The 23,448-nt window shown below is 41.6% G+C and carries 19 protein-coding genes; 12 read left to right on the plus strand and 7 right to left on the minus strand.

The annotated features are described in order from the left end of the window. Positions 1-6 precede the first annotated feature (6 nt). On the minus strand, positions 7-966 hold the full coding sequence (locus tag DQW11_RS11640; RefSeq protein ID WP_113924260.1) for a YheT family hydrolase: 960 nt from the start codon (positions 964-966) through the stop codon (positions 7-9). Between the two features lie 123 nt (positions 967-1,089). Here DQW11_RS11640 and DQW11_RS11645 point away from each other — a divergent pair, with 123 nt between their 5' ends. Together DQW11_RS11645 and hslV are read left to right on the plus strand one after the other, a co-directional pair. After that, positions 1,090-2,802 carry a pyruvate dehydrogenase complex dihydrolipoamide acetyltransferase gene (locus DQW11_RS11645; protein ID WP_113924261.1) on the plus strand — a complete coding sequence of 571 codons (1,713 nt, stop codon included), beginning with the start codon at positions 1,090-1,092 and terminating at the stop codon, positions 2,800-2,802. Between the two features lie 360 nt (positions 2,803-3,162). Next, positions 3,163-3,705, plus strand: a complete 543-nt coding sequence (gene hslV / locus DQW11_RS11650; protein WP_113924262.1) for an ATP-dependent protease subunit HslV — start codon at positions 3,163-3,165, stop codon at positions 3,703-3,705. Positions 3,706-3,951: 246 nt separating this feature from the next. Here the strand turns inward: hslV and DQW11_RS11655 are convergent, their stop codons facing one another. The 3 genes from DQW11_RS11655 to DQW11_RS11665 all read right to left on the minus strand — a co-directional run bounded on the left by DQW11_RS11655 (position 3,952) and on the right by DQW11_RS11665 (position 5,545). After that, entirely contained in the window at positions 3,952-4,278 is a 327-nt protein-coding gene (locus DQW11_RS11655) for a helix-turn-helix domain-containing protein (RefSeq protein WP_113924263.1), read from the minus strand. Positions 4,279-4,291: 13 nt separating this feature from the next. Continuing rightward, positions 4,292-4,666 carry a type II toxin-antitoxin system RelE/ParE family toxin gene (locus DQW11_RS11660; RefSeq protein ID WP_317047882.1) on the minus strand — a complete coding sequence of 125 codons (375 nt, stop codon included), beginning with the start codon at positions 4,664-4,666 and terminating at the stop codon, positions 4,292-4,294. Positions 4,667-4,882: 216 nt separating this feature from the next. Then, complete coding sequence (locus DQW11_RS11665) at positions 4,883-5,545, minus strand: hypothetical protein (RefSeq protein ID WP_113924265.1); 663 nt, start codon at positions 5,543-5,545, stop codon at positions 4,883-4,885. A gap of 199 nt (positions 5,546-5,744) precedes the next feature. Between DQW11_RS11665 and DQW11_RS11670 the strand changes: the two genes are divergently transcribed. Both DQW11_RS11670 and DQW11_RS11675 read left to right on the plus strand, forming a co-directional pair. Beyond that, positions 5,745-6,410 (plus strand): TetR family transcriptional regulator C-terminal domain-containing protein, encoded by a 666-nt coding sequence (locus tag DQW11_RS11670; protein WP_113924266.1) that lies wholly within the window; start codon positions 5,745-5,747, stop codon positions 6,408-6,410. Positions 6,411-6,421: 11 nt separating this feature from the next. Then, positions 6,422-7,741, plus strand: a complete 1,320-nt coding sequence (locus DQW11_RS11675; RefSeq protein ID WP_113924267.1) for an ABC1 kinase family protein — start codon at positions 6,422-6,424, stop codon at positions 7,739-7,741. A gap of 298 nt (positions 7,742-8,039) precedes the next feature. Here DQW11_RS11675 and DQW11_RS11680 read toward each other — a convergent pair whose 3' ends face one another. Both DQW11_RS11680 and DQW11_RS11685 read right to left on the minus strand, forming a co-directional pair. After that, complete coding sequence (locus DQW11_RS11680) at positions 8,040-9,002, minus strand: sugar phosphate isomerase/epimerase family protein (RefSeq protein WP_232826732.1); 963 nt, start codon at positions 9,000-9,002, stop codon at positions 8,040-8,042. Positions 9,003-9,004: 2 nt separating this feature from the next. Then, complete coding sequence (locus DQW11_RS11685; RefSeq protein ID WP_113924890.1) at positions 9,005-10,135, minus strand: PQQ-dependent sugar dehydrogenase; 1,131 nt, start codon at positions 10,133-10,135, stop codon at positions 9,005-9,007. 240 nt (positions 10,136-10,375) lie between these two features. On the opposite strand from DQW11_RS11685, the gene abc-f reads away from it, so the two are divergent. The 3 genes from abc-f to DQW11_RS11700 all read left to right on the plus strand — a co-directional run bounded on the left by abc-f (position 10,376) and on the right by DQW11_RS11700 (position 15,309). Further along, positions 10,376-12,307, plus strand: coding sequence for a ribosomal protection-like ABC-F family protein (abc-f, locus tag DQW11_RS11690; RefSeq protein WP_113924268.1), 1,932 nt, complete (start codon positions 10,376-10,378; stop codon positions 12,305-12,307). A gap of 31 nt (positions 12,308-12,338) precedes the next feature. Beyond that, positions 12,339-13,607: a type IX secretion system plug protein gene (locus DQW11_RS11695; RefSeq protein ID WP_113924269.1), complete on the plus strand. Its 1,269-nt coding sequence runs from the start codon at positions 12,339-12,341 to the stop codon at positions 13,605-13,607. Between the two features lie 121 nt (positions 13,608-13,728). Then, entirely contained in the window at positions 13,729-15,309 is a 1,581-nt protein-coding gene (locus tag DQW11_RS11700; protein ID WP_113924270.1) for a sulfatase family protein, read from the plus strand. Between the two features lie 109 nt (positions 15,310-15,418). On the opposite strand, the gene DQW11_RS11705 is transcribed toward DQW11_RS11700, so the two are convergent. Beyond that, positions 15,419-16,285 (minus strand): dienelactone hydrolase family protein, encoded by an 867-nt coding sequence (locus DQW11_RS11705; protein WP_113924271.1) that lies wholly within the window; start codon positions 16,283-16,285, stop codon positions 15,419-15,421. Positions 16,286-16,506: 221 nt separating this feature from the next. Between DQW11_RS11705 and DQW11_RS11710 the strand changes: the two genes are divergently transcribed. The 5 genes from DQW11_RS11710 (at position 16,507) to DQW11_RS11730 (ending at position 23,432) form a co-directional block, all read left to right on the plus strand. After that, positions 16,507-19,221: a M14 family metallopeptidase gene (locus DQW11_RS11710; RefSeq protein ID WP_113924272.1), complete on the plus strand. Its 2,715-nt coding sequence runs from the start codon at positions 16,507-16,509 to the stop codon at positions 19,219-19,221. A 578-nt stretch (positions 19,222-19,799) separates the two neighbouring features. Next, on the plus strand, positions 19,800-20,645 hold the full coding sequence (locus DQW11_RS11715) for a rhamnan synthesis F family protein (RefSeq protein WP_113924273.1): 846 nt from the start codon (positions 19,800-19,802) through the stop codon (positions 20,643-20,645). A 97-nt stretch (positions 20,646-20,742) separates the two neighbouring features. Then, positions 20,743-21,561 (plus strand): DUF4422 domain-containing protein, encoded by an 819-nt coding sequence (locus tag DQW11_RS11720; RefSeq protein WP_113924274.1) that lies wholly within the window; start codon positions 20,743-20,745, stop codon positions 21,559-21,561. Between the two features lie 76 nt (positions 21,562-21,637). Continuing rightward, on the plus strand, positions 21,638-22,396 hold the full coding sequence (locus tag DQW11_RS11725) for a DUF6503 family protein (RefSeq protein ID WP_198669890.1): 759 nt from the start codon (positions 21,638-21,640) through the stop codon (positions 22,394-22,396). Between the two features lie 4 nt (positions 22,397-22,400). Continuing rightward, positions 22,401-23,432, plus strand: a complete 1,032-nt coding sequence (locus DQW11_RS11730; protein WP_113924892.1) for a glycoside hydrolase family 113 — start codon at positions 22,401-22,403, stop codon at positions 23,430-23,432. Positions 23,433-23,448: the final 16 nt, after the last annotated feature.

Below are 23,448 nucleotides of genomic sequence, written 5' to 3' on the forward strand. Positions count from 1 at the left end.
TGAAAATTACTGATCTGATGTGATAAATTCAAACGCCCTTTTTTCGGACCAATAAATATCGGCCTTCTTTCTCGGACTAAAGCCAACATGGCCTCCATATTTTGGAAAATCCATCCATACTTGTTCCAACTTTCTTCCAACAGATACCGGAAAGCACTGGTCGCTGAGGAATGGATCATTTTGGGCATTCAGAATCAAAGAAGGGATTTCAATATGTTCTAAGAAATACAAGGAGGAATTCTGCTCATAATAATCGTGGGCATCCTTGAATCCATGTAAGGGCCCGGTGTAGTGGTCATCAAAATCCTGTAGGGTTTTGATCTTCCTCAAAATTCCTGTTGGAATTTCATTAGGAAATTTTATTGCCTTCTTGACTACTTTTTCTTTCAGGGTTTTCAAAAATCGCTTGGCATACATGATATTTTCTCCCGTTGAAATTTTGATACAGGCAGATTCAAGATGAAGCGGAACAGAAATAGCCACGGCTTTTTTGATTTTTGGAGTTCTTTCTCTTTTTTCTCCTAGGTATTTCAAGGTAAGGTTTCCACCCAAGCTGAATCCGATAAGATAGACGGATTCGTAATTTTGCGAAGCATGGTCCACCACAAAATCCAAGTCATAAGTGGCTCCTGAATGGTAGAAAATCGGTTTGTTATTGAGTTCTTCACTACATCCGCGAAAATTCCAATTCAGCACATCATAACCGTTTGCAAAAAAATGTCTTGCCATTCCTGTCATGTAAGGCCGCTGGCTGTTGCCCTCCAATCCATGGCTGATGATGACTAATTTTTGGGATGAGTTCCTGAGCCAATCCAGGTCCAAAAAGTCCCCGTCAGGGGTAGTAACCCTTTCTCTTTCAAAAGGTAAGGAGTGCGTGTCTCTGAACAAGCTTGGGATTATGGTCTGCAAATGACCGTTAAAAAGCCATTTTGGATACTCATAATCTGTTTTTTTTACAACAGGCATTTTAAAACAAAATCATCAATTCTGAACTTATCAAACCTGAAAATACTACTATTATATTTGAATTAAGACATTTTAAGAACTATTTTTGGACTCCTTAAAATTTGACTAGGATATAATCAACTTATGGCCGAGATAATACGAATGCCCAAAATGAGCGATACCATGGAAGAAGGGGTGATCGCAGCGTGGTTGAAAAAAGTAGGAGATGCAGTAAAGCCGGGAGATATACTTGCAGAAGTGGAAACCGACAAGGCAACCATGGAGCTTGAATCTTACGAAGAAGGTGTTTTGCTGTATATCGGTGTGGAGGAAAAAAACGCTGTGGCTGTCAATGGGGTAATTGCCATTATTGGAGAAAAAGGTGAAAACATTGATGCTTTGCTCAAGGACATCTCCGGTGGCGGAGCTCCTGCAGCAAAAGCTGAACATAAAAAAGAAGAAAAAACCGAAGCTCCCAAGGAAGAAAAAGCTGCCCCTGCTCCTCCAAAAGCAGAGGCTCCAAAGGAATCTATCGATGTCTCCGGCATCAATGCGACCGTGTTGACTATGCCAAAGATGTCTGATACCATGACCGAGGGCACGATAGCCTCTTGGTTGAAAAAAGTCGGAGATGCCATCAAATCCGGTGATATCATTGCTGAAGTGGAAACCGATAAAGCCACCATGGAACTCGAATCCTATGACGATGGCATCTTGCTTTACATAGGTGTGGAAGCCGGTAATTCTGTGGAAGTGGATGGCGTGATCGCCATCATCGGTGAAAAGGGTGCTGATTATCAGACATTGCTCAAAGCACACAAATCAAAATCAGGCGGTGCGGAAGCCCCAGCTGTTGAAGAGCAGAAAGAAGAAAAGCCAGCTACTCCGGCGGAAAAAACTTCTGAATCAAAACCTGTAGAATCAAAACCGTCTACACCTGCTGCACCAACTGCGTCAACTTCCTCTTCTGACAATGGAAGGGTAATAGCTTCTCCCTTGGCTAAGAAAATGGCTTCCGAAAAAGGAATCGACATAACTTTGGTAAAAGGAAGCGGTGAAGGTGGAAGAATCATTAGAAGAGATGTGGAATCCTTTGATCCGGCATCTGTAAAACCTGCTGCTATGCCTACAGCCGCAGCATCAAGTACACCTGTATCAGGACCTGTCTTGGGTCAGGAATCTTTCAGAGAAGAGAAGGTTTCCCAAATGAGGAAAGTCATTGCCAAGAGATTGGCAGAAAGTAAATTTGGGGCGCCTCATTTCTACCTTACCATGGAAATCAACATGGATAAGGCAATTGCTGCAAGACAAAGCATGAATGAAATTTCTCCGGTGAAAATTTCCTTCAACGATTTTGTGATCAAGGCCGCTGCAATGGCATTGAAGCAACATCCAAAAGTAAATTCTTCTTGGTTGGGGGATAAAATCAGGTATAACGACCATATACATATCGGAATGGCAGTTGCCGTGGAGGAAGGATTATTGGTTCCTGTGATCCGGTTTGCGGATAGTAAGTCTTTGTCGCAGATCTCGACAGAAGCCAAGACATTGGGAGGGAAAGCCAAAAACAAAGAATTGCAACCGAAAGATTGGGAAGGAAATACATTTACCATTTCCAACTTGGGGATGTTCGGAATCGATGAGTTCACAGCAATCATCAATCCGCCTGATGCCTGTATCCTTGCCGTCGGCGGGATCAAAGAAACCGTGATCGTGAAAAACGGTCAGATGCAGATCGGAAATATCATGAAAGTGACACTTTCCTGTGACCATAGGGTAGTGGACGGAGCTGTCGGTTCTGCCTTCCTGCTTACCTTGAAAGGTCTGCTAGAAGATCCCGTCAGGATGTTGATCTAACAAAAAAAATAAATACTGTCAAAAAGTCCTGTTTTCACAGGACTTTTTGCTTTTGTATGGTTATTGAAGAAGTGAAATATATTTTAGAAAATAAAGTTGAAATACGCTTCGCGAAATACATTGGAAATATGCTTCGCGAAAAAAAGTGGAAATAGGGTTTGCTACATAGACTAGGGTTCTAAGTTTTATTTCAATGTATTTCTATCTTATTTCAATGTATCTCCTTTAATATTTCAATTTTATTTCTACCATATTTCAATGTATCTCCTTTAAATATTTCAATTAATTTCTACCATATTTCTACTTATCTCAATTCAAAAGTCTCTTATCTCACGTCTTATATCTCTTGTCTTTTAAAAAATGGAAAAAATAAAATCAACAACCGTAGTAGCCATCAAACACAACGGGGAAGTAGTCATCGGTGCAGATGGTCAGGCTACCTTGGGCAATACAATTGCAAAAAGCACGGTCAATAAAATCAGAAAATTACAAGGCGGAAAAATCGTCACCGGATTTGCAGGTTCTACGGCAGATGCATTTACGCTCTTGGAGAAATTCGAGGAAAAGATGGGTGCCTATGGCAACAACATGAAAAGAGCCGCCGTCGAACTCGCCAAAGAATGGCGGACAGACCGCATGCTCAGCAAGCTCGAAGCCATGATGATTGTGGCTGATGCGGTGGATATTCTGATTATTTCGGGTAATGGCGATGTGATCGAACCGGATATGGAGATCGCTTCCATCGGTTCCGGAAGCATGTATGCCCAATCTGCCGCCAGAGCGCTGAAGAAATTTGCGCCCCAACTTACTGCAGAAGAAATGGTCAGGGAAAGCCTCGGCATCGCTGCTGATGTCTGTATCTATACCAACCATAACCTGGTGGTGGAAAAAGTAGTGAAATAATTTCTTTTAAAATTTTGCCCTTCGACTTCGCTCAGGGACCTATCCTTCGACCACGCTGAGGGTCCAATATTGATTTAATGAAGGGGGGGAGAAGGGAAAGGGCGGAGCCCTTTCCCTTCTCCCCCTACTGTTTTTTCATTTAATGCGTTCCCTGAGCGAAGTCGAAAGGATTTTTTTGAATTTTTGTTTAATATCTATAAAGTGTCGTAAGTCTAAAGGTACATATCGAATTGGATTACCATCCTTTCATGCGATTTTAACAAAGTTATCTTCAAGTTTTACGTTAAAGTTTATCTCTGCTTTCAAAGCTTTAAACACTTTCAAAATGGTATCAATTGTAGCACTGTTGGCACTGCTTTCAAGTTTGGAAATTTGGGCTTTTTGCACGCCAATAAGCTTCCCAAGTTCTTCTTGTGTCAAATTCCGTTCTTGCCTAGCTGCTTTGATCATTTTCCCCAAAACATCCATACGAAGTTCATATTCGTATTCGTCACGGTCAACCGTTCCTACTTTACCGATATACTTGTCCTTCATTTCGGCAAGCGAGTATGTCTTGATCTGTTTGGTTGCCATATGATTAATTTTTCTATTTGTTTCGAAAATAATTATCCTTTAATCTAATTGCTCTGTCGATTTCGCTTTTTGGCACTTTGTCAACCTTTTTTATAAAACCATGGGTCGCAACAACCAAAGTTTTTTTGTTATTTGATTTATCCCAAAAGGCAAGAAGCCTAATTTGAAGTCCTGCGTATTTTGTACGAAACTCCCAAATGTCATTTTGAAGTTTCTTTAAAAGTTTTGGGTCATTGGTCTGTTCAGCAAGGTCAATATTGTAAAAGATTTTTTTGATGGCCTTAAGATCCAATCCTGAAATGAACTCGTTTGCTTCTTCTAAAAATTTTGTCTCGAAATACCTCATTAAATACTTGTTAAACATTACAAAAATACATAATGTTTCCATATTTAGAAACCTTAATTAAAATTATTTCTCTCAGCTTTTAATTTTCGAAAGACCTTTTGAATGTGATCATTCAGAAGGTCTTTTTTGTTTTCTTAGGTATTGAAAAGTTCGGCCTTACCATTCGTTTACTGATTATTCCCGAAGATATTCATTCAAAATGTAAGAGTAGGACCTTAGCCTTTCTCCCGTCTAACCTCTCTTTTTGGTAACTATTTTTCATATTCGATTCGCAAAAAATTCATCTGCAATTATGTATGGTTGTCCTAAATTAAAATCATTCGGGCTGACATCTTCATTTCCAAAAATCAAAAGTTTTGCATTTGTCCGATTTGCATAACCTTTGCTAAAACCATCAATTTCATTTTCAACAATAAATTTTATTCCGTGCTTTTCGCAAACTCTTTGAATAGGTTCTTTTAATGGTTTTGCAATGGATAAATTCAGCTTTCCCTTTTTTTTATAATATTCATTTAGTGACCGAAAAGTATTATTTATAGGAATCCAGTTTCCAGTAATTTTTTCATACTCAAAAAATAAGTCGCCAATAAACTCACTTGGATTTTTTGGAAAGACATTCAGTATACACTCAAGTTCGGGTTTTGTATATGTCCAAAGCAAGGGATGGTCGGTAAGTATTTTTAATTTGATATAAGGTAAATACAAATCAGCAAAAATTCCGCGAAAGTCTATGGTTTGGTTGCAGATCAATCTCCAATGTTCGGGATGGGTTAGTTTTCCATAATCATCTTGTTCATCAAGTATAAGATTAAGCTCAAGAGTTTTAAGTTGCCCAATTTGGCCAATTAAGTCAGTCAAGTGTATTCTTCCACTTTGATAGAATTCTTTCTTATTTGTCCGTTCGATTAATTGTTCAATCATTTGCTCCTAAATGAGTAGAGATTTTTTGCTTTCTCTTGACTATTGGAAAAGCCCTCCAATTTAAAACCCTTTCCCCCTTCCTATTGAACCCAACCCCATAAAACTAAAAATAAATTTTTATAATCCTGTTGGATTTGTGCTGCTTTTCTAAACTTCATATCCCTTTTCTAGGTTATGTCTCCAGTAAACAATACCAACCATGGAAAAAGCACCCGCCAAGAAAACTACCAAAGTAGATCAAAAAACAAAAATCATAACCGGATACGTCGAATACGTATTGGAACACGGTAAGCAACCGGCTTCGGTATTCAAGTTTGCCAAGGAACTGAAGATGAAAGAAGAGGAATTTTACACTTACTTCACTTCTTTCGAATCCATCAAATCAGCCGTTTGGGCAAAACTTTTTGACGACACCATCGGAAACTTGGAATCTCAGGAAGTTTATAAAGAGTACAGCGCCCGTGAAAAATTTCTTGGATTCCTTTTCACCTTGGTGGAAGAACTTAAGAAAAACAGGTCATATCTGCTGTCCCTGTACGGAGGTAACAAAGGTCTAAAAAATATCCTTCCCGCAGAAGCCAAAACTTTCAGGCACAAGTTTAAGGACTTTGCCAATGAGATCATTTTGGAAGGAAAAGAAACGGAAGAAATCGCAAGCAGACCGATCATTTCGGACCGATACGATGAGGCACTTTGGCTTCAGGTTTGGTTTGTGTTCCAGTTTTGGATCAAAGACAGTTCACCTTCATTCGAAAAAACAGACGCGGCCATCGAGAAATCCGTCAACCTTGCTTTTGACCTTATGGGAAAAAGCGCCATTGATTCCTTTATCGATTTTGCCAAGTTTTTGTACCAAAATAAGTAATCAGTAACATCATGGAAAGCAAAGTGAAGGAGCAAAAGAGTATCCCAACATCCAAAGTACAGCGTGCGGCGAAGTTTATCAGTACAGGTGCCAAAGTCGGCGGTAATTACATGAAGCATTATGCCAAAAAGGTCGTCAATCCTTCGATGACCAAGGAGGAACTTCATACCAACAACGCGACTGACATCTACAATTCTCTGAGTGAATTGAAAGGTTCAGCACTCAAAGTGGCGCAGATGATGTCTATGGACAAAAATATCCTCCCAAGGGCCTATCAGGATAAGTTTACCATGGCGCAATACAGTGCACCGCCTTTGTCTTATCCCTTGGTAGTAAAGACTTTTCAGAAGTATTTTGGCAAGAGCCCCGAGCAGATTTACGATACATTTACCCGGTCAGCGGTCAATGCGGCCTCCATCGGTCAGGTGCACCAAGCGATCCAAAACGGCAAAAAACTCGCAGTTAAAATCCAGTATCCCGGTGTGGCTGATTCGGTAAGTTCTGATTTGAAATTGGTAAGACCATTCGCCTTGCGCCTGCTCAATATGAATGAAAAGGAACTCGACCACTATATGGCAGAAGTGGAAGAGAAACTGTTGGAGGAGACGGATTATGTACTCGAAGTGCAGCGATCCAAGGAAATTTCAGGTGCATGCAGCCATATTGAAGACCTCGTTTTCCCGACATATTATGAAAACCTGAGCTCTGACCGCATCATCACGATGGATTGGATAGAAGGAAAGCACATAAAAGAATGGCTTGAAACCAATCCTACCCAAGAACAAAAAAACAGAATCGGGCAGGCACTTTGGGATTTTTACCACCATCAGGTGCATAATCTGATGCAGGTTCACGCCGATCCACATCCAGGAAACTTCATCATCCAAAACAATGACAAACTCGGAATCATCGATTTTGGCTGTGTTAAAGTCATTCCGGAGGATTTTTACAAAGGCTATTTTTCATTGATCAAAAGGGAATTATTCATCAATGAAGATGAATTGAACGAGATCTTCTACGGTTTGGAATTTATCAGCGACAAGGATACCGCAGAGGAGAAAGTTTACTTCAAAAATATATTCAAGGACATGATCTCTTTGTTGGGAAAACCTTTCCATGTGGAAACTTTCGATTTTGCGGACAACAGCTATTTCGAGCAGATCTTCCAGTTGGGAGACAGAATTTCCAATGACAAAATGTTCCGAAAATCCCGTCAGGCGCGTGGTTCCCGTCACGGCTTGTATATCAACAGGACTTATTTTGGAATTTATAATCTGCTCAATCAATTGGAAGCAAATATTGTCACGACCAAGCCGGAATGGCTGAAATAAGGAAAAGTTATTTTCATTTACCTTAAACAAAGAAAAGGTAAAGGCATCTCGAAATCCTAGTTAAGGAAGTAGTGAGTCTTGGTATGTAAAGTTGGATTTTTGAAAATGTAATGTTCGCCATCCCGGAGTAAAAAGGGTCTGAAAAGATCTCTTGTTCCTCGGGATGGCTTATAAATTTTGCCTGATATCAGTTTAAAACTTTTTCAGAACCCAAGATTTTTTGATTAGTCGTTTTATTTCGACTTTTATCAATCATTGCTATTGAAAAAGGCCATATGGATTCATCAAGCAACTTAGCCTATAACTCCTCCCAAATCTTTTCAATCAACTGTTTGGTAAGCCTGATTCCTTCTGGTTCTGATTGCTGCAAGCCCTCATACTCAATATCGATATAAGCATCAAAACCTGATTCTTTTACTATACCGAGCATTTTTCGGTAATCTATCTTAGGCTGTTCTCCCTTTTCGTCAAAACTGTAAGACTTTGCACTCACCCCTTTGGCAAAAGGCAAAAGCGTCTTCACTCCCTCATACCGGTCAAAAACTTCTGTACAATCATCAGCTTGGGTGCTGCCCCATTTGGCTGAGAGGCACCAATTCCCAAAGTCAGGCAAAGTACCAAGGTTGGGGGCTTTCAATTCTTCAATTATGCTTTTTATCCAAAACGGATCCGAACTGTAGAGCCCGTGATTTTCAATCAACACCTGAATATCAGATGCAGCAGCATAGGAGCAGAGTTTTCCAAGGCTTTGTACCATTGCTTTTTGGACATCTTCCTTGGCTCCATCTCCAAATGCATTGACACGGATAGAATGACATCCTAGGATTTTAGCGGCATCTACCCATTTGTAGTGGTTTTCAACCGCTTTTTGGCTTTCGGCTTGATTAGGATTACCCAAATCACCCTCTTCATCCACCATGACCAAGAGATTTTTGACGCCTTGGTCTTGGGATTTTTGGAGCATTTCCTTCCAAAAAGAGGTGTCCGAACCCTTTTCCCTGTAGAATCCATTCACATACTCTACAGCTTCCAGTCCAAATTCACTTTTGGCAATCTTGGCAAAATCATAGGGATTCAGTTCCCCGTTTTGAAAAGCGCGGTGAAGGGACCATTGGGCCAAAGACAAGCGGAGGAGTTTGGTAGGTTCCGGCGTATCCACGGTAGCGGTTTGTGTGGGGCGGTTGCAAGACCAAAGGGACGGGGCAGCCAAACTGACTGCAGCGCCAAGACCAATTTTTTTCAAAGTGTCACGTCTGTGCATGGTTACTTGCCGGAATAGGTGATCTTATAAATACAATTTGCCATATCATCTGATACCAACATGCTGCCATCCGGCATCTGAAGGACATCCACAGGCCTGCCCCAGACATCCTGCGATGCATCATCGAGCCATCCTTCAGCAAAAACTTCCTGCTTTACCACGTTTTGGTTGGCATCCAGGATTACCCGGGTCAGGTTATATCCTGACTTTTTGCTTCTGTTCCAAGAGCCGTGTTTGGCTAGGATGATGTTGTTTTTGTATGCCGCAGGAAACTGATTTCCGGTATAGAACCTCATTCCCAAAGGTGCCGTGTGCGCTCCTAATTTGGCTTTGGGAGCCGTATAGGCAGATTTGTCTTTTCCTTTACTTCCAAACTCCGGATCTTTGACATCACCGGCATGCCAATACGGGTATCCGAAGTGCATGCCTTTTTTTGGAGCGTGGTTGAGTTCGCAATCCGGCACATCGTCACCCATCATGTCTCGTCCATTGTCGGTAAACCAGATTTCCTTGGATGTAGGATGCCAAGCGAAACCAACGGTATTTCTGATGCCTTTGGCAAAAATCTCAGGTTGGATATTGGTTGATTTGACATCAATACGCGTGATCGAGGCGAAGATTTCTTCAGGTTCGCAGATGTTACACGGTGCGCCAATCGGCACATAAAGCAAGCCATCCGGACCAAAAGCGATGAATTTCCATCCATGATGCGCTTTGTCGGGAAACTTGTCATAAACCACTTCAAAAACAGGTTTATCCAGCGTTTTTTCAATATTCCTGAATCTCAAGATTCTACCGACTTCCGCCACGTAAAGGTCGCCATCTTTGAAAGCGACACCATTTGGCATCCGCAATCCTTCGGCAAGGGTATATTTTTTATCAGCCTTTCCGTCCTTATTGGTATCGACCAAGGCATAGACATTTTTACCCTGTCGGTTGCCGACGAAAATGATGCTGCCGTCCCCATTCATAGCGAGTGAGCGCGCGTCAGGGACATCTTCAGCCCAAACACTGATCTTAAAACCTGCCGGAAGCTTGATTTTTTCTAGTTGGATATAACTTTTTTTGGTGCTTTGGGCATTGCAGGACAGGCTGATGACTGAGAGGCAAAGGAGAAGGATTATTTTGCGCATGTTGGTTTTGGTTTTAGCGGAATAGATATTCATTGATATTCGTACTAGGGATAAATCTTAAATTGAATAATGAATAAAGAGACTGGTTTTTTTGGTTAAATCTCCTAGGGTTCCGAACCGTTGGAGGGTTTTAGGTATTTTTTCAAGCTACAAGTTATTGAAAATTAAAAGTCGAGACACTTTCTCAGTAATAATTGCAACGAAATCATTTATAAACGGGAGTTTGGTTATTTTTGCAGCATGTTATCAATTAATAATCTTTCTTACTTTATCGGAGGCCGGGCGCTTTACGAAAACGCCGCTCTCCATATCAAACCTAAAGACAAAATCGGATTGGTCGGTCTGAACGGAACCGGCAAGTCGACTTTGCTCAAAATCATCAACGGCGATATCCAACCGAGTTCAGGGGAAATCCAAAAAGCGAAGGATTGTACCATCGGTTTTTTGAACCAGGATTTGCTTTCTTACCAATCAGAGGATAGTATTTTGGATGTGGCCTTGGAGGCTTTCAAGGAGACACTCCAACTCGAACAAGAAATAGAAAATGTACTCCATCAGATGGAAACGGACCATTCTGATGAGATTATCAATAAGTTGGCAAGGTTGCAGGACCAGTTTGAAGCCAATGAAGGCTATACCATCAAGGCCAAAGCGGAAGAGGTTTTGGAAGGGATCGGATTCAATACCAAAGACCTCAGCAGACCGCTGAAGACTTTTTCCGGAGGATGGAGAATGAGGGTGATGCTTGCCAAGTTGCTTTTGGAAAAGCCTTCTTTGCTGATGCTCGATGAACCTACCAACCACTTGGATTTGCCTTCCATCCAATGGGTGGAAAATTACCTCAAAAATTATGAAGGTGCTGTCGTTGTGGTTTCCCACGATCAGGACTTTTTGGACAATTGTGTCGATATCACTGTGGAGGTGTCTAATGGATCTCTGACTTCCTATTCCGGTAATTATTCTTTCTACCAAGAGGAAAAGAAAGAAAGGATGGAAATCCAGCAAAACGCCTACGAAAATCAGCAGCAGATGATCAAGCAGACGGAGCGATTTATTGAGCGCTTCCGTGCCAAAGCCACCAAATCCAATCAGGTGCAATCCAGGATCAAAGCCTTGGACAGATTGGACCGGGTCAATGAAGTGGTAGATGACAACATCTCTGTGAATTTCAAATTTAAATTTTCCCAAAAATCAGGAAGGGATGTGGTTGTTTTGGACCATGTATCCAAAGCTTATGGGGACCTGGTGATCTTGAAAGACACCACCGCAAGGATCGAAAGAGGGGATAAGATCGCTTTGATCGGAGCCAATGGAAAAGGTAAATCCACGCTTTTGAGGATTGTCGACGGTACCGAACCGATTAAAGGAAAACGCGAACAGGGACACAACGTCATCAAATCGTTTTATGCACAGCATCAGCTCGAGGCTTTGAATGTCGACAATGAAATCCTTCAGGAAATGGTGCAGGCCGGTTCCAAGAAAACCGAAACCGAACTCAGAAATGTCTTGGGTTGCTTTTTATTTACCAATGAAGATGTATTCAAAAAAATAAAAGTCCTTTCGGGAGGAGAAAAATCAAGGGTTGCTTTGGCCAAAACAATGATCTCAGAGGCCAACTTCCTGCTTTTGGATGAACCGACCAACCACCTTGATATCCAGTCTGTCAACATCCTGATTCAGGCGATGGAGCAATATGAAGGAACTTTCATCACTGTTTCCCACGACAGGCATTTTATCCGTGGTGTGGCAAACAAAATCTGGTACATCGAAGAAAACAAGATCAAAGAATATCCGGGAACTTATGACGAGTTTGTTTATTGGAAATCCCAACAAGCCGCATCTCCTGCCGACACCAAACAGGATTCCAAACCAAAACAGGATACCCGGAAAAAGGAATTGAATATCACCGAAGTGAACGAAGCAAAGAAAAACCTAAAGAAGAAAGAACAGGAACTTGCTTTGGTTGAGGAAAAAATCCTTCAGATCGAAACCAAAAAAGCCGAATTGGAAAAGAAAATGGCCGATCCGATCGTTTTCTCAGACAATAACAAAATGGAGGAAGTCAATCAATCCTATCAAAAACTCAAAAACCAAGAAACCGAACTCAATCAAAATTGGGAGACTTTGGTGGAAGAGATTGGTTCTTTGCAGGAGACAGCTTCTTTGGCATAATTTTTTATATTGTTCCTGAAAACCAAAGCCCATGCGTAGTTCGATCGCCGTTCTGATTCTTCTTTTCACATTTTCTTCCCCTCTTTTTGCCCAAAAGGTTTTTGAAGACAGGGTATTTGAAGAGAATATCCAATCGGTGAGGTTGTTTCCTGCCTCCATTGAATATGAAGCACAGATGAGTTCTCCGGTGATCGAGTTGAATAGCGGCATTCCGATGTACCTGACTTTCGATGATTTGGCGTATGATCCCGATCAGTATTCTGCCAAAATCATCCATTGTAATTTTGATTGGACCCCTTCGGACTTAAAGGAACCGGAGTACTTGGTGGATTTCAATGAGTTCAATATCCTCGATTTCAGCTATTCGATTGATACCCGAATTCCTTACCTGCATTATAATTTTGTATTGCCAAGAGTCACCAAATCCGGTAATTATGCCATCATGGTATACCGGGGAAGGGACCAAAAACAGGTGGTGCTGACCAAGAGGTTTATGGTTTATCAAAGGATTTTGACCGTGGCCGCCAAGGTCGTTCCCCCAAGCCAAACTGAAAACAGACGCGCTGTCCAGCAAATCAATGTAAATATCAATTACAAGACGCGGGAATTGTTTGATCCCAAAAACAACCTGAAAGTCATGATCCGGCAAAATCAGCGTTGGGACAATACCAAGCTATTGAAAACCCCGACGATGATCCGAGAAGACATCAAGCTGATCGAATACCAGCTTTTTGATGGGAGCAATACTTTCTGGGCAGGAAATGAATTCAGGTTTATCGATTTGAGGTTTGTCAGGTCCAGAGGATTGGGTGTCAAAGCCATCAAAATGGAGGAGGATGTGGTCTATGCCGAGGCCGGGATCGATAAACCAAGACCACAGGGTGTCTATTCCGAATACCTTGATTTAAATGGGCAATATGGCATCATGAATCTCGAGCGGAGAAATTATGAGTTGGAAAGTGAATACATGCTTGTGACTTTTAATCTGGAGGCAGAACCGGGGAATGAAGTTCCCTATGTCATAGGCGCCATGACAAAATGGGGAAATGACCCAACTTCCAAAATGGTTTATAATAAATCGACCAAAAATTTCGAGGCAACTTTATTGCTTAAGCAAGGTTGGTACGATTACCAATATGCCTATAAAACTGCTGAGGGTTGGAACATGACGCCTTTTGAGGGGAATTATTTCGAAACCGAAAATGAGTACGAGATTCTCATATATTTTCGGGACATGGGCTCGCGGTATGACGAACTGATCAGCTACACCAATCTCAATCCAAATAAGAGGAGGCTGTAAGGATCAAAAAGTTTAAAGGTTTGGATAGTTTTAATGTTGGTGGAACAATTGAGTTTTTTTTAAATGATTTAAATTTCCCCATCTTACGAAGTATAATAAACCTTCTGCCTACAACAATCCAATGAAAACCCAAAGCAAAAAAGTAAAACCACGTCTAATCCGTGGCCTTTTTGCAGCTGTATTTTTTACCTTATTATTTGGCTGCAAAAATGAAAATACCGGCCAAACTGAGGAGAATAAGCTACCAAACATTGTCATCATTTACATGGATGATTTGGGATATGGTGATCTGAGCGCTTACGGTGCCACCGAATTGCAGACTCCCAATATGGACAGGTTGGCCAATGAAGGTATGAAGTTCACCAATGCCTATGCTACCTCCGCCACCTGTACGCCCAGCAGGTATGCTTTGCTCACAGGAATCTATCCCTGGAGAAATGAAAATGCCAAGATCTTGCCTGGTACCGCCCCCTTATTGATTGGGGTTGATCAGATGACCGTTCCCAAAATGTTGAAAACCAAAGGCTATCATACCAGAATTGTAGGCAAATGGCATTTGGGATTGGGTGAAGGAAATATGGATTGGAATCAGCGCGTTTCACCCGGACCCAATGAGGTTGGGTTTGATTATGCCTATATCATGGCTGCGACGCAGGATCGGGTACCCACTGTCTATATAGAAAATGGCCTCGTAGTCGGTTTGGAAGCCGATGATCCCATTTTGGTGGATTACGACAAAAACTTTGAGGGTGAACCGACGGGTTTGGACAATCCTGAACTGATCAAAATGAAATGGCATCACGGTCATAACAACAGCATTGTCAACGGTATCCCTCGGATCGGTTTTATGAAAGGAGGAGAAAAAGCCAAATGGGTAGATGAGGATATGGCAGACCATTTTCTGATCAAAGCCCAGGAGTATATCAACGGAAAGAAAAATGATGAAAACCCATTTTTCCTCTATTTTGCGATGCAGCAGCCACATGTGCCTAGAACTCCGCACCCGAGATTTGTAGGAAAATCAGGAATGGGTCCTAGGGGGGATGTGATTTTGGAAGCTGACTGGGCCATTGGAGAATTACTGAAGACTTTGGAAGAAGCAGGGATTTTGGAAAATACCTTGGTGATTTTTTCTTCTGACAATGGGCCTGTTCTGAATGATGGTTACTATGATGAAGCCGTCGAGAAAATAGGAAACCATAAACCCGCAGGAATCCTGAGAGGTGGGAAGTACAGCCTTTTTGAGGCAGGAACCAAGGTTCCATTTATGACCTATTGGAAGGGGAAAATCAAACCTGGGGTTTCTGATGCCTTGGTATCACAATTGGACTTGTTCTCTTCCCTGTCCAAGCTTGTGGGAAGTGAAATTGCCACCGAAGACAGCAAGGACATGCTGTCAGTCCTGTTGGGAGAAACAAATCTGGGAAGAGAAGAATTGATTTTAGAGGCTACCACCAAGACAGCCCTTCGCAGCGGGGATTATATCATGATACCCCCATACCAAGGTCCGGCAGTAAATCAATCCGTCAATATAGAATTGGGAAATGATCTCCAATATCAACTCTATAACCTCAAGGCAGATCCCGGCCAAAAAAACAACATTGCTGCGGCAGAACCGGAAATGCTTGAGAAATTGAAGAAAAGATTTGAAGAATTGAGGGGTGTCGGAACAGGAATTATTGAACAATTGGAATTGAAGTAATTTAAACGATTTGGAATAAAAAAAACCTGGAAGAAACATTTTCCAGGTTTTTTTTATGGTAAAATTTAAGACAGGTTATAATCTTTCAATCTTCCAATTTTCAAATCTTTCAATTCCCAAACTTCCCTTTCAAATAGCCCAAAGCCATACCATATGCTTCTGCGGTAGCTTCGCTGTCATATTTTGGGTTGGAGGGATTGGAGAATCCATGCACTGCGTCAAATATTTTGTATTCTAGGTCTTTTCCGGCTTTGTCCATCGCAGCAGCAAATTCTTCAATCACTGCTTTGGAAATATTTTCTTCAGTAGCAAAAAGTCCCAAAACATCAGAGTTCAAAGTTTTCAATTGCTCCACATCACGTACCGGCATGCCGTAATAAATGATCGAGCCCACGTTTTGTTTGCCTAGTAAAAGTGCGGATTTCAATGACCATCCTCCTCCAAAACACCAGCCCACATTGGCGATTTTAGCATCTTTACCTGCAAAATCCTTGGCGCCAAGAACGATTGTCTCCAGTCTTTTTTCATTTGTTCCCCTCATGAAACCCATTGCCTCTTGGGGATTTGAGGTCACATTGCCATCATACATGTCGATAGCGATCACGTTGACATTTCCTCCAAGGTCAGTATAAAATTTGTCTGATTCGGCTTTGATATTGTCATTGAGACCCCACCATTCCTGGTAGACAAAAAGCCAGTTGTTTGATGGTTTTTTGGCTTTGATCAGATAGCCGTTGGCTTTTTTTCCATCTGCGGTTGGGAAAGTTGTCATTTCCCCCAATGGATTAAAGTCAAAAGGAACCGGGGAAGGATGGAAAGCAACGAACTTGGGATCGTCAAGGAACGCGATCATTTCGGAAGGACCTGTGTGGCACATGGTGATTTCGTCAGAAACGATTACGGTTTCTTTTTCGGATACTTTCCAGCCAATGAGGCCGATAAGGATCAGATTGAGGTAGATGATGATTTTGTACATAGGGTTAGTTTTTGGTTAGAACTGTTTAAAATAGATATTGTTGGCCTGACGGTAAGGAGAAAACATGCCTACTGCAATGAAAGGAAATAGTAAGATCAAATTTAACCAATTTGAATTTGGAATATGACCAATCAAACCTTTTTCTTTCCGATTACAATCCCGCTTTTGGTTTGGAAAAAGGTCCGTGCTAAATTGAAAAAAATACCTAACAGCAGATACTTATGAGAAAATTTTACTTCTTGTGGGCAATAGTAGGTTTGTTGACCTTTACTACTGCCTTTTCCCAAAGCATCCCCACCCCGAAGGAACATTTTGGTTTTGAGATAGGGGAAGACTACAAATTGGCCACGTATACGGCTACAGATGCTTATTTCAGAAAACTGGCTGCCCTTTCAGACCGCGTAAAGTTCGTAGAAATCGGACCGACGGAGGAAGGAAGACAAATGCCGATGATGATCATCACCTCCCCCGAAAACCACAAAAAATTAGACCGGTATAAGGAGATTTCCCAATTGCTCGCAAGGGCCGAAATCACCGAAGAAGAGGCCAAAAAGCTATCTGTTGAGGGAAAACCTGTGGTTTGGATCGATGGTGGATTGCACTCTACAGAGACTGTAGGCTCGCACCAGTTGATCCCGACTTACTACGAATTGGTCAGCAGCAATGATCCTGAAATCCTCCGCTTTCTTGACGACCTGATCATTCTGATGGTACAGGTCAATCCTGACGGACAAGAGATTGTCACCAATTGGTACATGGGTCCTTCTGATGTCAAAAAGAGAAATATGAACAGCCCTTACATGTACCAAAAGTACGTGGGTCATGACAACAACAGGGATTTTTTCATGATGAACATGAAGGAAACTACCAACACTTCGCTTCAGCAATATGTGGAGTGGCTTCCACAAATCATCTACAACCACCATCAGACCTCGCCGGCAGGAACAGTTGTCGCAGGACCTCCTTATAGGGATCCTTTCAACCATGTTTTTGATCCATTGATCATGACAAGCTTGGATGGAGTAGGTGCCGCGATGATCAACAGACTCAATTTGGAAGGAAGACCCGGTTATACACGTCTTGGCGGTTCGGTGTTTTCATCTTGGTGGAATGGTGGCTTGCGTACCACGCCCTATTTTCACAACATGATCGGTATCCTGACAGAAATCACCGGAGGGCCTACACCTTCCGAGATTCCTTTGGTGCCGGACAGATTGATCCCGACCCATGCCACGCCATTTCCAATCGAGCCTCAGGCTTGGAGTTTCAAAAAATCAATCGACTATTCTGTTTCGCTGAACTTTGCGATTTTGGATTTTGCCAGCAGAAATGATGACGCCATCCTTTACAACATCTATAAGATGGGTAAAAACAGCATTGACCGTGGCAATATGGATTATTGGACGAAATATCCAAAGAGATCTGCCGCTGTCCAGGCAGCCTATGACAAAGCCAAAGAAAAGAAGTCAGCCGACGATCCTGAAATGGCTTTTTTTGGTATGAGAAGCGGATTGCCAAAGCAATATTTCGATTCGGTTTTTCAGGATATGGACCTTCGCGATCCAAGAGGATTTATCCTTCCTGCCGATCAGGCAGACTTCCCGACTGCGGTCAGGTTTATCAATGCCTTGATCAAATCCGGGATTTTGGTGCATAAAGCCACTGCGGAATTTACAGTGGATGGCAAAAAATATCCTGCAGGTTCGTATGTGGTGAAATCCGCCCAGGCATTCCGTCCTCACGTCTTGGACATGTTTGAGCCCCAGGATCACCCTAATGATTTCGAATATCCGGGAGGACCTCCAAAGCGTCCTTACGATGCAGCAGGATGGACTTTGGCCTACCAGATGGGTGTAGAGTTTGACAGGATCATGGAGGGGTTTGATGGACCATTTGAGCGGATTGGCTATGGTGAAGTTCAAAGTTTCCCTGCCATGAAAGTGCCTTCCGGTTCAGGATTTTTGATTGATGCCAGAGCAAACAATGCCTTTATTGCAGTCAATGATTTGTTGAAATCAGGAGCTGAAGTTTCACGAACCACTTCAACTGTTTCAGGATTGCCCGCAGGGAGTTTCTATGTTTCCGGTGGCAAAGCAGTTTTAGAGAAAGCCGCAAAAGATTTTGGGGTGAAATTGGTGGCAAGTTCCAAGCCTTCCGGCGCAGTCAAAATCAAACCTGCAAGAATTGCCTTGTTTGACCATTATGGAGGTTCTATGCCTTCAGGTTGGGTAAGGTGGATGATGGAGCAATACCATTTTCCATTCCAGGTTATTTTTCCTCAGGACATTGACAAAGGTGATTTGAAAGCCAAATATGATGTCATCTTATTTATCGGTGCAGGCGCACCAGGTACCATCAGAAGCTGGGGTGGCATGCCAAAAGCAGAAGACATCGATGCACAATACCACAAACTCCTTGGCAACCTGACCAAAGACAAGTCAGTACCTGAATTGAAAAAATTCATGGAAGACGGAGGAAATGTAGTAGCCGTAGGTGCGAGCACTTCGCTTGCCTACGACCTCGGGCTCCCGGTGACGAATGCCTTATTAGAAAAACTTCCTGATGGAAGAGAAAGACCTTTATCAGGTGAAAAATACTATATACCCGGAAGTATCCTGAAAGCAAATCTTGATTCATCAGCTCCGGCAAACTGGGGAATGGGAGAGTCTGCCAACATGGTATTCAACAACAGTCCAGTATTCAACCTTGCCCCTGATGCACTGATCAAAGGCATCAAACCTTTGGCTTGGTTCGGGACAGAATCACCGCTAATATCCGGTTGGGCTTGGGGACAATCTTATCTGAGAAATGGTGTGGTCGCATTTGAGGCACCGATCGGAAAAGGAAAACTGGTAGCTTTCGGACCGGAGATCACTTTCAGGGCGCAGGCACACAATACTTTCAAGTTGTTGTTTAATCAGCTTTATGTGAAATAGATTGTAAGTGTCAAAACTTCATATTGGAGAGGAAACAGGTTGAATAGCCTGTTTCCTCTTTTTTTGCTCAAAGTTTTTTACTTTTTATGGAAGCCGGTAAAAGAAACTACGCCTAAGAATTCTCGGGTTTTGGGGTTTCTTATTTTTTCAAAGAACAATTAGTTTCTTAAATAAAAATTGGTCTAATTTGTGTGGTTTGTTTTTCATATAGATGGACAGTTTTTGATATTCATGGTTAAAATTTAATCTGAAATATTAAAATCAAGCCCAAATTTGAATTTTGTGGGTGCAATCACCACCAAATGATTCAAGCCCATTGATCAAATAACCCAAAATAAACTCTTCCAGATTACTTCAGTGATTGTTACCATCAATAGGTAGAATTAAAACATTGAATTCGGATTCAAAAAAGTTTAGATATGGGTATCTCTGTTTGTGTATTGTTAGATAATATTTGGGATAGGATGTTTGCCAAATCTTTTTCTTCTGAATATCAATTATTGGATTTTTTAGGCCCCATGACAATTTCCCAAAATATCAATTCAAGCAAATTCTAACGATTCAAAACGGGACAAAATATGGCCGTAACCGATAAAAAGCTCTGTATTTTTATTCATTTCTGTAACCTGCCATACTTTCCCAAGTATGTAGAAATATATGTAAAAGAGCTTTCAGGGTATTTTGATGAACTGATTCTGATTTCCAACGAAAGGCAGGTCCAAGATGCTGAGAATGTTAATTTACCCAATGTCAGGATGATGTTCGTCCAAAATGAAGGATATGATCTTGGCATGTTTCATAAAGCCATCGAAAAAGTAAATCCAGAAGAGTACAGTCAGATAGCCTGTATCAATGATTCCAATATTTTATTCAAATCCTTAGAGCCTGTTTTTACCTGGGGAGAAAAACAGGATTTGGATTTTTGGGGATTGATTGATTCTTACCAAAAACCGTGGTTTTCGACACATTCAGACAACCACCATATTCAGAGTCACTTTTTGGTCTTCAATAGAAAAGCCATTGAACTGATTCCTCAAATTTTCAAATCCCTTGAGCTGGAAAAATTGTACAAGGAGGAGGATTTGAAAAAACTCCGCCAAACAGTAATCAATACATGGGAGATTGGTTTGACGCAGTTTTTTAAAAGCCAAGGATTAAGAGTAGGAAGTTTTATTGACAGCAGGTCCTTTTCAGCACAGAATAACATAAAAAAAGACACCAATTTAAGCCATTCCCACTATTTCAGGTTGATCAAGGCGGGCTATCCTGTCATCAAAAAGAAAGTGATTTTCCATACCAAATTTTTCAAGTGCTTTTTTAGACCAAAGATAAAGTGGGATGCCATGATGTTGAAATACGGCAACAGGGATTGGGATCTAGAAGGCTTAATTAAGGATCTGAAAAGGATGAAAAGAGAAAAGTAAGACCAATTTGGGAATATTTTTTAAGGAGCTTTTCAATAAACCGGATTCCTAAGCTAATTTGCTTGTGTATTTTTAAAAAAATTGAATTCTCAAACCCATGACTGACCATTTGGATTCGAAAATATACATCATGCATTACAAGAAGGGCATGGTTTTGAAAAACGATTCCCTGTACCGGCCTCTCATGTGTGGCAATGCATTGAATCCTGAAAAAGCCTCAGACAACATGACAGGGGATGATTCCGGTGATAATATTTCTGAAAAAAATTCTTTTTTCAGCGAATTGACTGGTACATATTGGATCTGGAAAAATACCGACCATGAGGTCACAGGCACTTGTCACTACCGGAGATTCTACACTGTCGAGCCTGAACCGCTTTTCTATAGGATCAAGCGTTTTTTTTATTATCCGATTGGATTGGCTGCCAAAAGGTATGGATTGATTTATACCGATAATGTGGATTTTTTCAGTTCAAAAATCTTAAATCAAGAGCAATTGAATGGTCTTCTCAGCCGTTTTGATGCCATATTGCCCCAGGCCCGCAAGTTGAGGTATTCGGTAGAGGAACACTACAGACGCTACCATGATATCCATGATCTGGAAATTCTCCGTTCTATTCTTGAAGAAAAATGTCCGGAATACCTGCCTGCTTATGAAGCGGTCCTTCAAGGCAATAGGCTGTATGCCAACAATATGTTTATATTGAAGCGTGAACAATACCAAAAATTCATGCCTTGGTGGTTTGGGATGATGTTTGAATTTGAGAGAAGAATCGATCTTGAAAATTATACCGGATACCAAAAAAGAATCCTTGGCTTTATTGCTGAAAGATTGCTCACGGTGTGGTTCAAAAAAGAACAATTGAACTGTAAAGAACTCCAACTGATTTATTTCAAAAATTTCAAAAAAGAATAAAGATTGATCTGTCGGGAATTTGACACAGATGAAAAGTCCAAACTGCGTAATTCAATTCATTAAACCTTATAAACTCATGAAATCCAATTTGATTCCTTCGCTGCTCCTGATTGTTTTATGGGCTTTTCTCCAATCCTGTAAGCCTGTATCTGAGGCCCAACAAATCGTGGACCGGTCCATTGAAGCACATGGAGGTAAGTTATTTGAAACTAGCAATATCAGTTTTGATTTCAGAGACCGGCAATATGAAATCTTCAAAAGCCCTTCCAAATTTCGATATACCAGGGAATTTTCAGATTCTACTGGCTATGTCCGTGATGTGCTGAATAACTCCGGATTTGTCAGAACAGTCAATGGTGAAGCAGTTACCCTTCCCGAGGACAGGGTCAGGGCCTTTACCAACTCTGTCAATTCTGTGGCTTACTTCACCTTTTTGCCTTACGGCTTAAATGATGAAGCGGTATTCAAAACTTATTTGGGTGAGGCTGAGCTTGAAGGAAAAAAGTACCACAAAGTCAAGGTGACTTTTTCTGAAGATGGGGGCGGAGAGGACTTTGACGACGTGTTTATTTATTGGTTCAATCAGGAAACCAACCTTATCGATTACCTTGCTTATTCCTACCATACTGATGGTGGTGGGGTGAGGTTCCGCAAGGCGATCAGACAGCACAATGTTGGAGGTATAATCCTTCAGGATTTTGAAAATTACCAACCGGCGGATAAAAACACCCCTGTGGAAGACATGGAAAACCTGTTTAAAGAAGGTAAATTGGAATTACTTTCTGAAATCATTTTAGAGAATGTGGTGGTGGAACTACCCGTTACCAAACAATAGCAAAATGAAAAGACCTCTGATCTTGCTTGTGTTGATTTTGCTGAGTCTGGCCATCTGGACTTATCAAAATCAGGCTGCCGAAGAAAATATCGGCATTGTTATCGCCGATAAACACAAGGGAGTATGTTGGGTGGGGAGCAGAAATCCTCTGGAAGGATGGGAATTGGATACATTGGGGAGTTTTGGTGTGAGCCATATTTCCCAGACTCCATTTGGATGGCAAGGGGATCCAAACCTTCCTGAAATCAAATGGGAGGAGCATTCTGATAAAATGTGGTGGGGAGAATCTCTCAAGGGGATGAATACAACCACCTCCATTGGCAGGGAAAAGGGCATTGAAAGTATTCTAAAGCCACATCTTTGGGTGAGGGGGAGTTGGCCGGGAACCATCAGCATGAAGACAGAAGCAGACTGGGAAAAATGGTTTGAGCAATACACTGCCTTCATCCTTTATTTTGCACGGTTTGCTGAGGAAAATCAGATCCCGATTTTGTGTATCGGAACAGAATTGGAGATGACAAGTGAGCGGGAGAAGGATTGGAGGAAAGTTATTGAAGAAATCAGGTCTGTGTACAAGGGCGAACTCGTATATGCTGCGAATTTTACAGAATACCAACAGATTGAATTTTGGGATGCCTTGGATTACATTGGCATTCAGGCTTATTTCCCCTTGAGTGACAAGACGAATCCTGATCTCGAGGAATTGATTTCTTCTTGGGAAAAGAAAAGTAAAGAAATAGAAAAGACCGTGAGGCAATATCGTAAGCCGGTTATTTTTACAGAAATCGGCTATTGCAACACCGAGGATGCGGCCATCCAACCATGGGTTTGGCCAAATGAAAGAAAGGAAATCCCGCTGTCGGAGGAAGTTCAGGCGCTTTGCTATGAGGCTTTCTTTCAGACAGCTTGGAAAAAAGATTGGTTGGCGGGCGTCTATTTTTGGAAATGGTATCCTCAACCCCGTGAACGGGATCCGGATTTTACCCCGCAAAACAAAAAGGCGCAATTGGTGATGAGAAGTTATTTTTCAGAATAAGACCCATAATTTTTGA

It is taken from the genome of Cognataquiflexum aquatile (assembly GCF_003316845.1).
GTDB classification, from domain to species: Bacteria; Bacteroidota; Bacteroidia; order Cytophagales; family Cyclobacteriaceae; genus Cognataquiflexum; species Cognataquiflexum aquatile.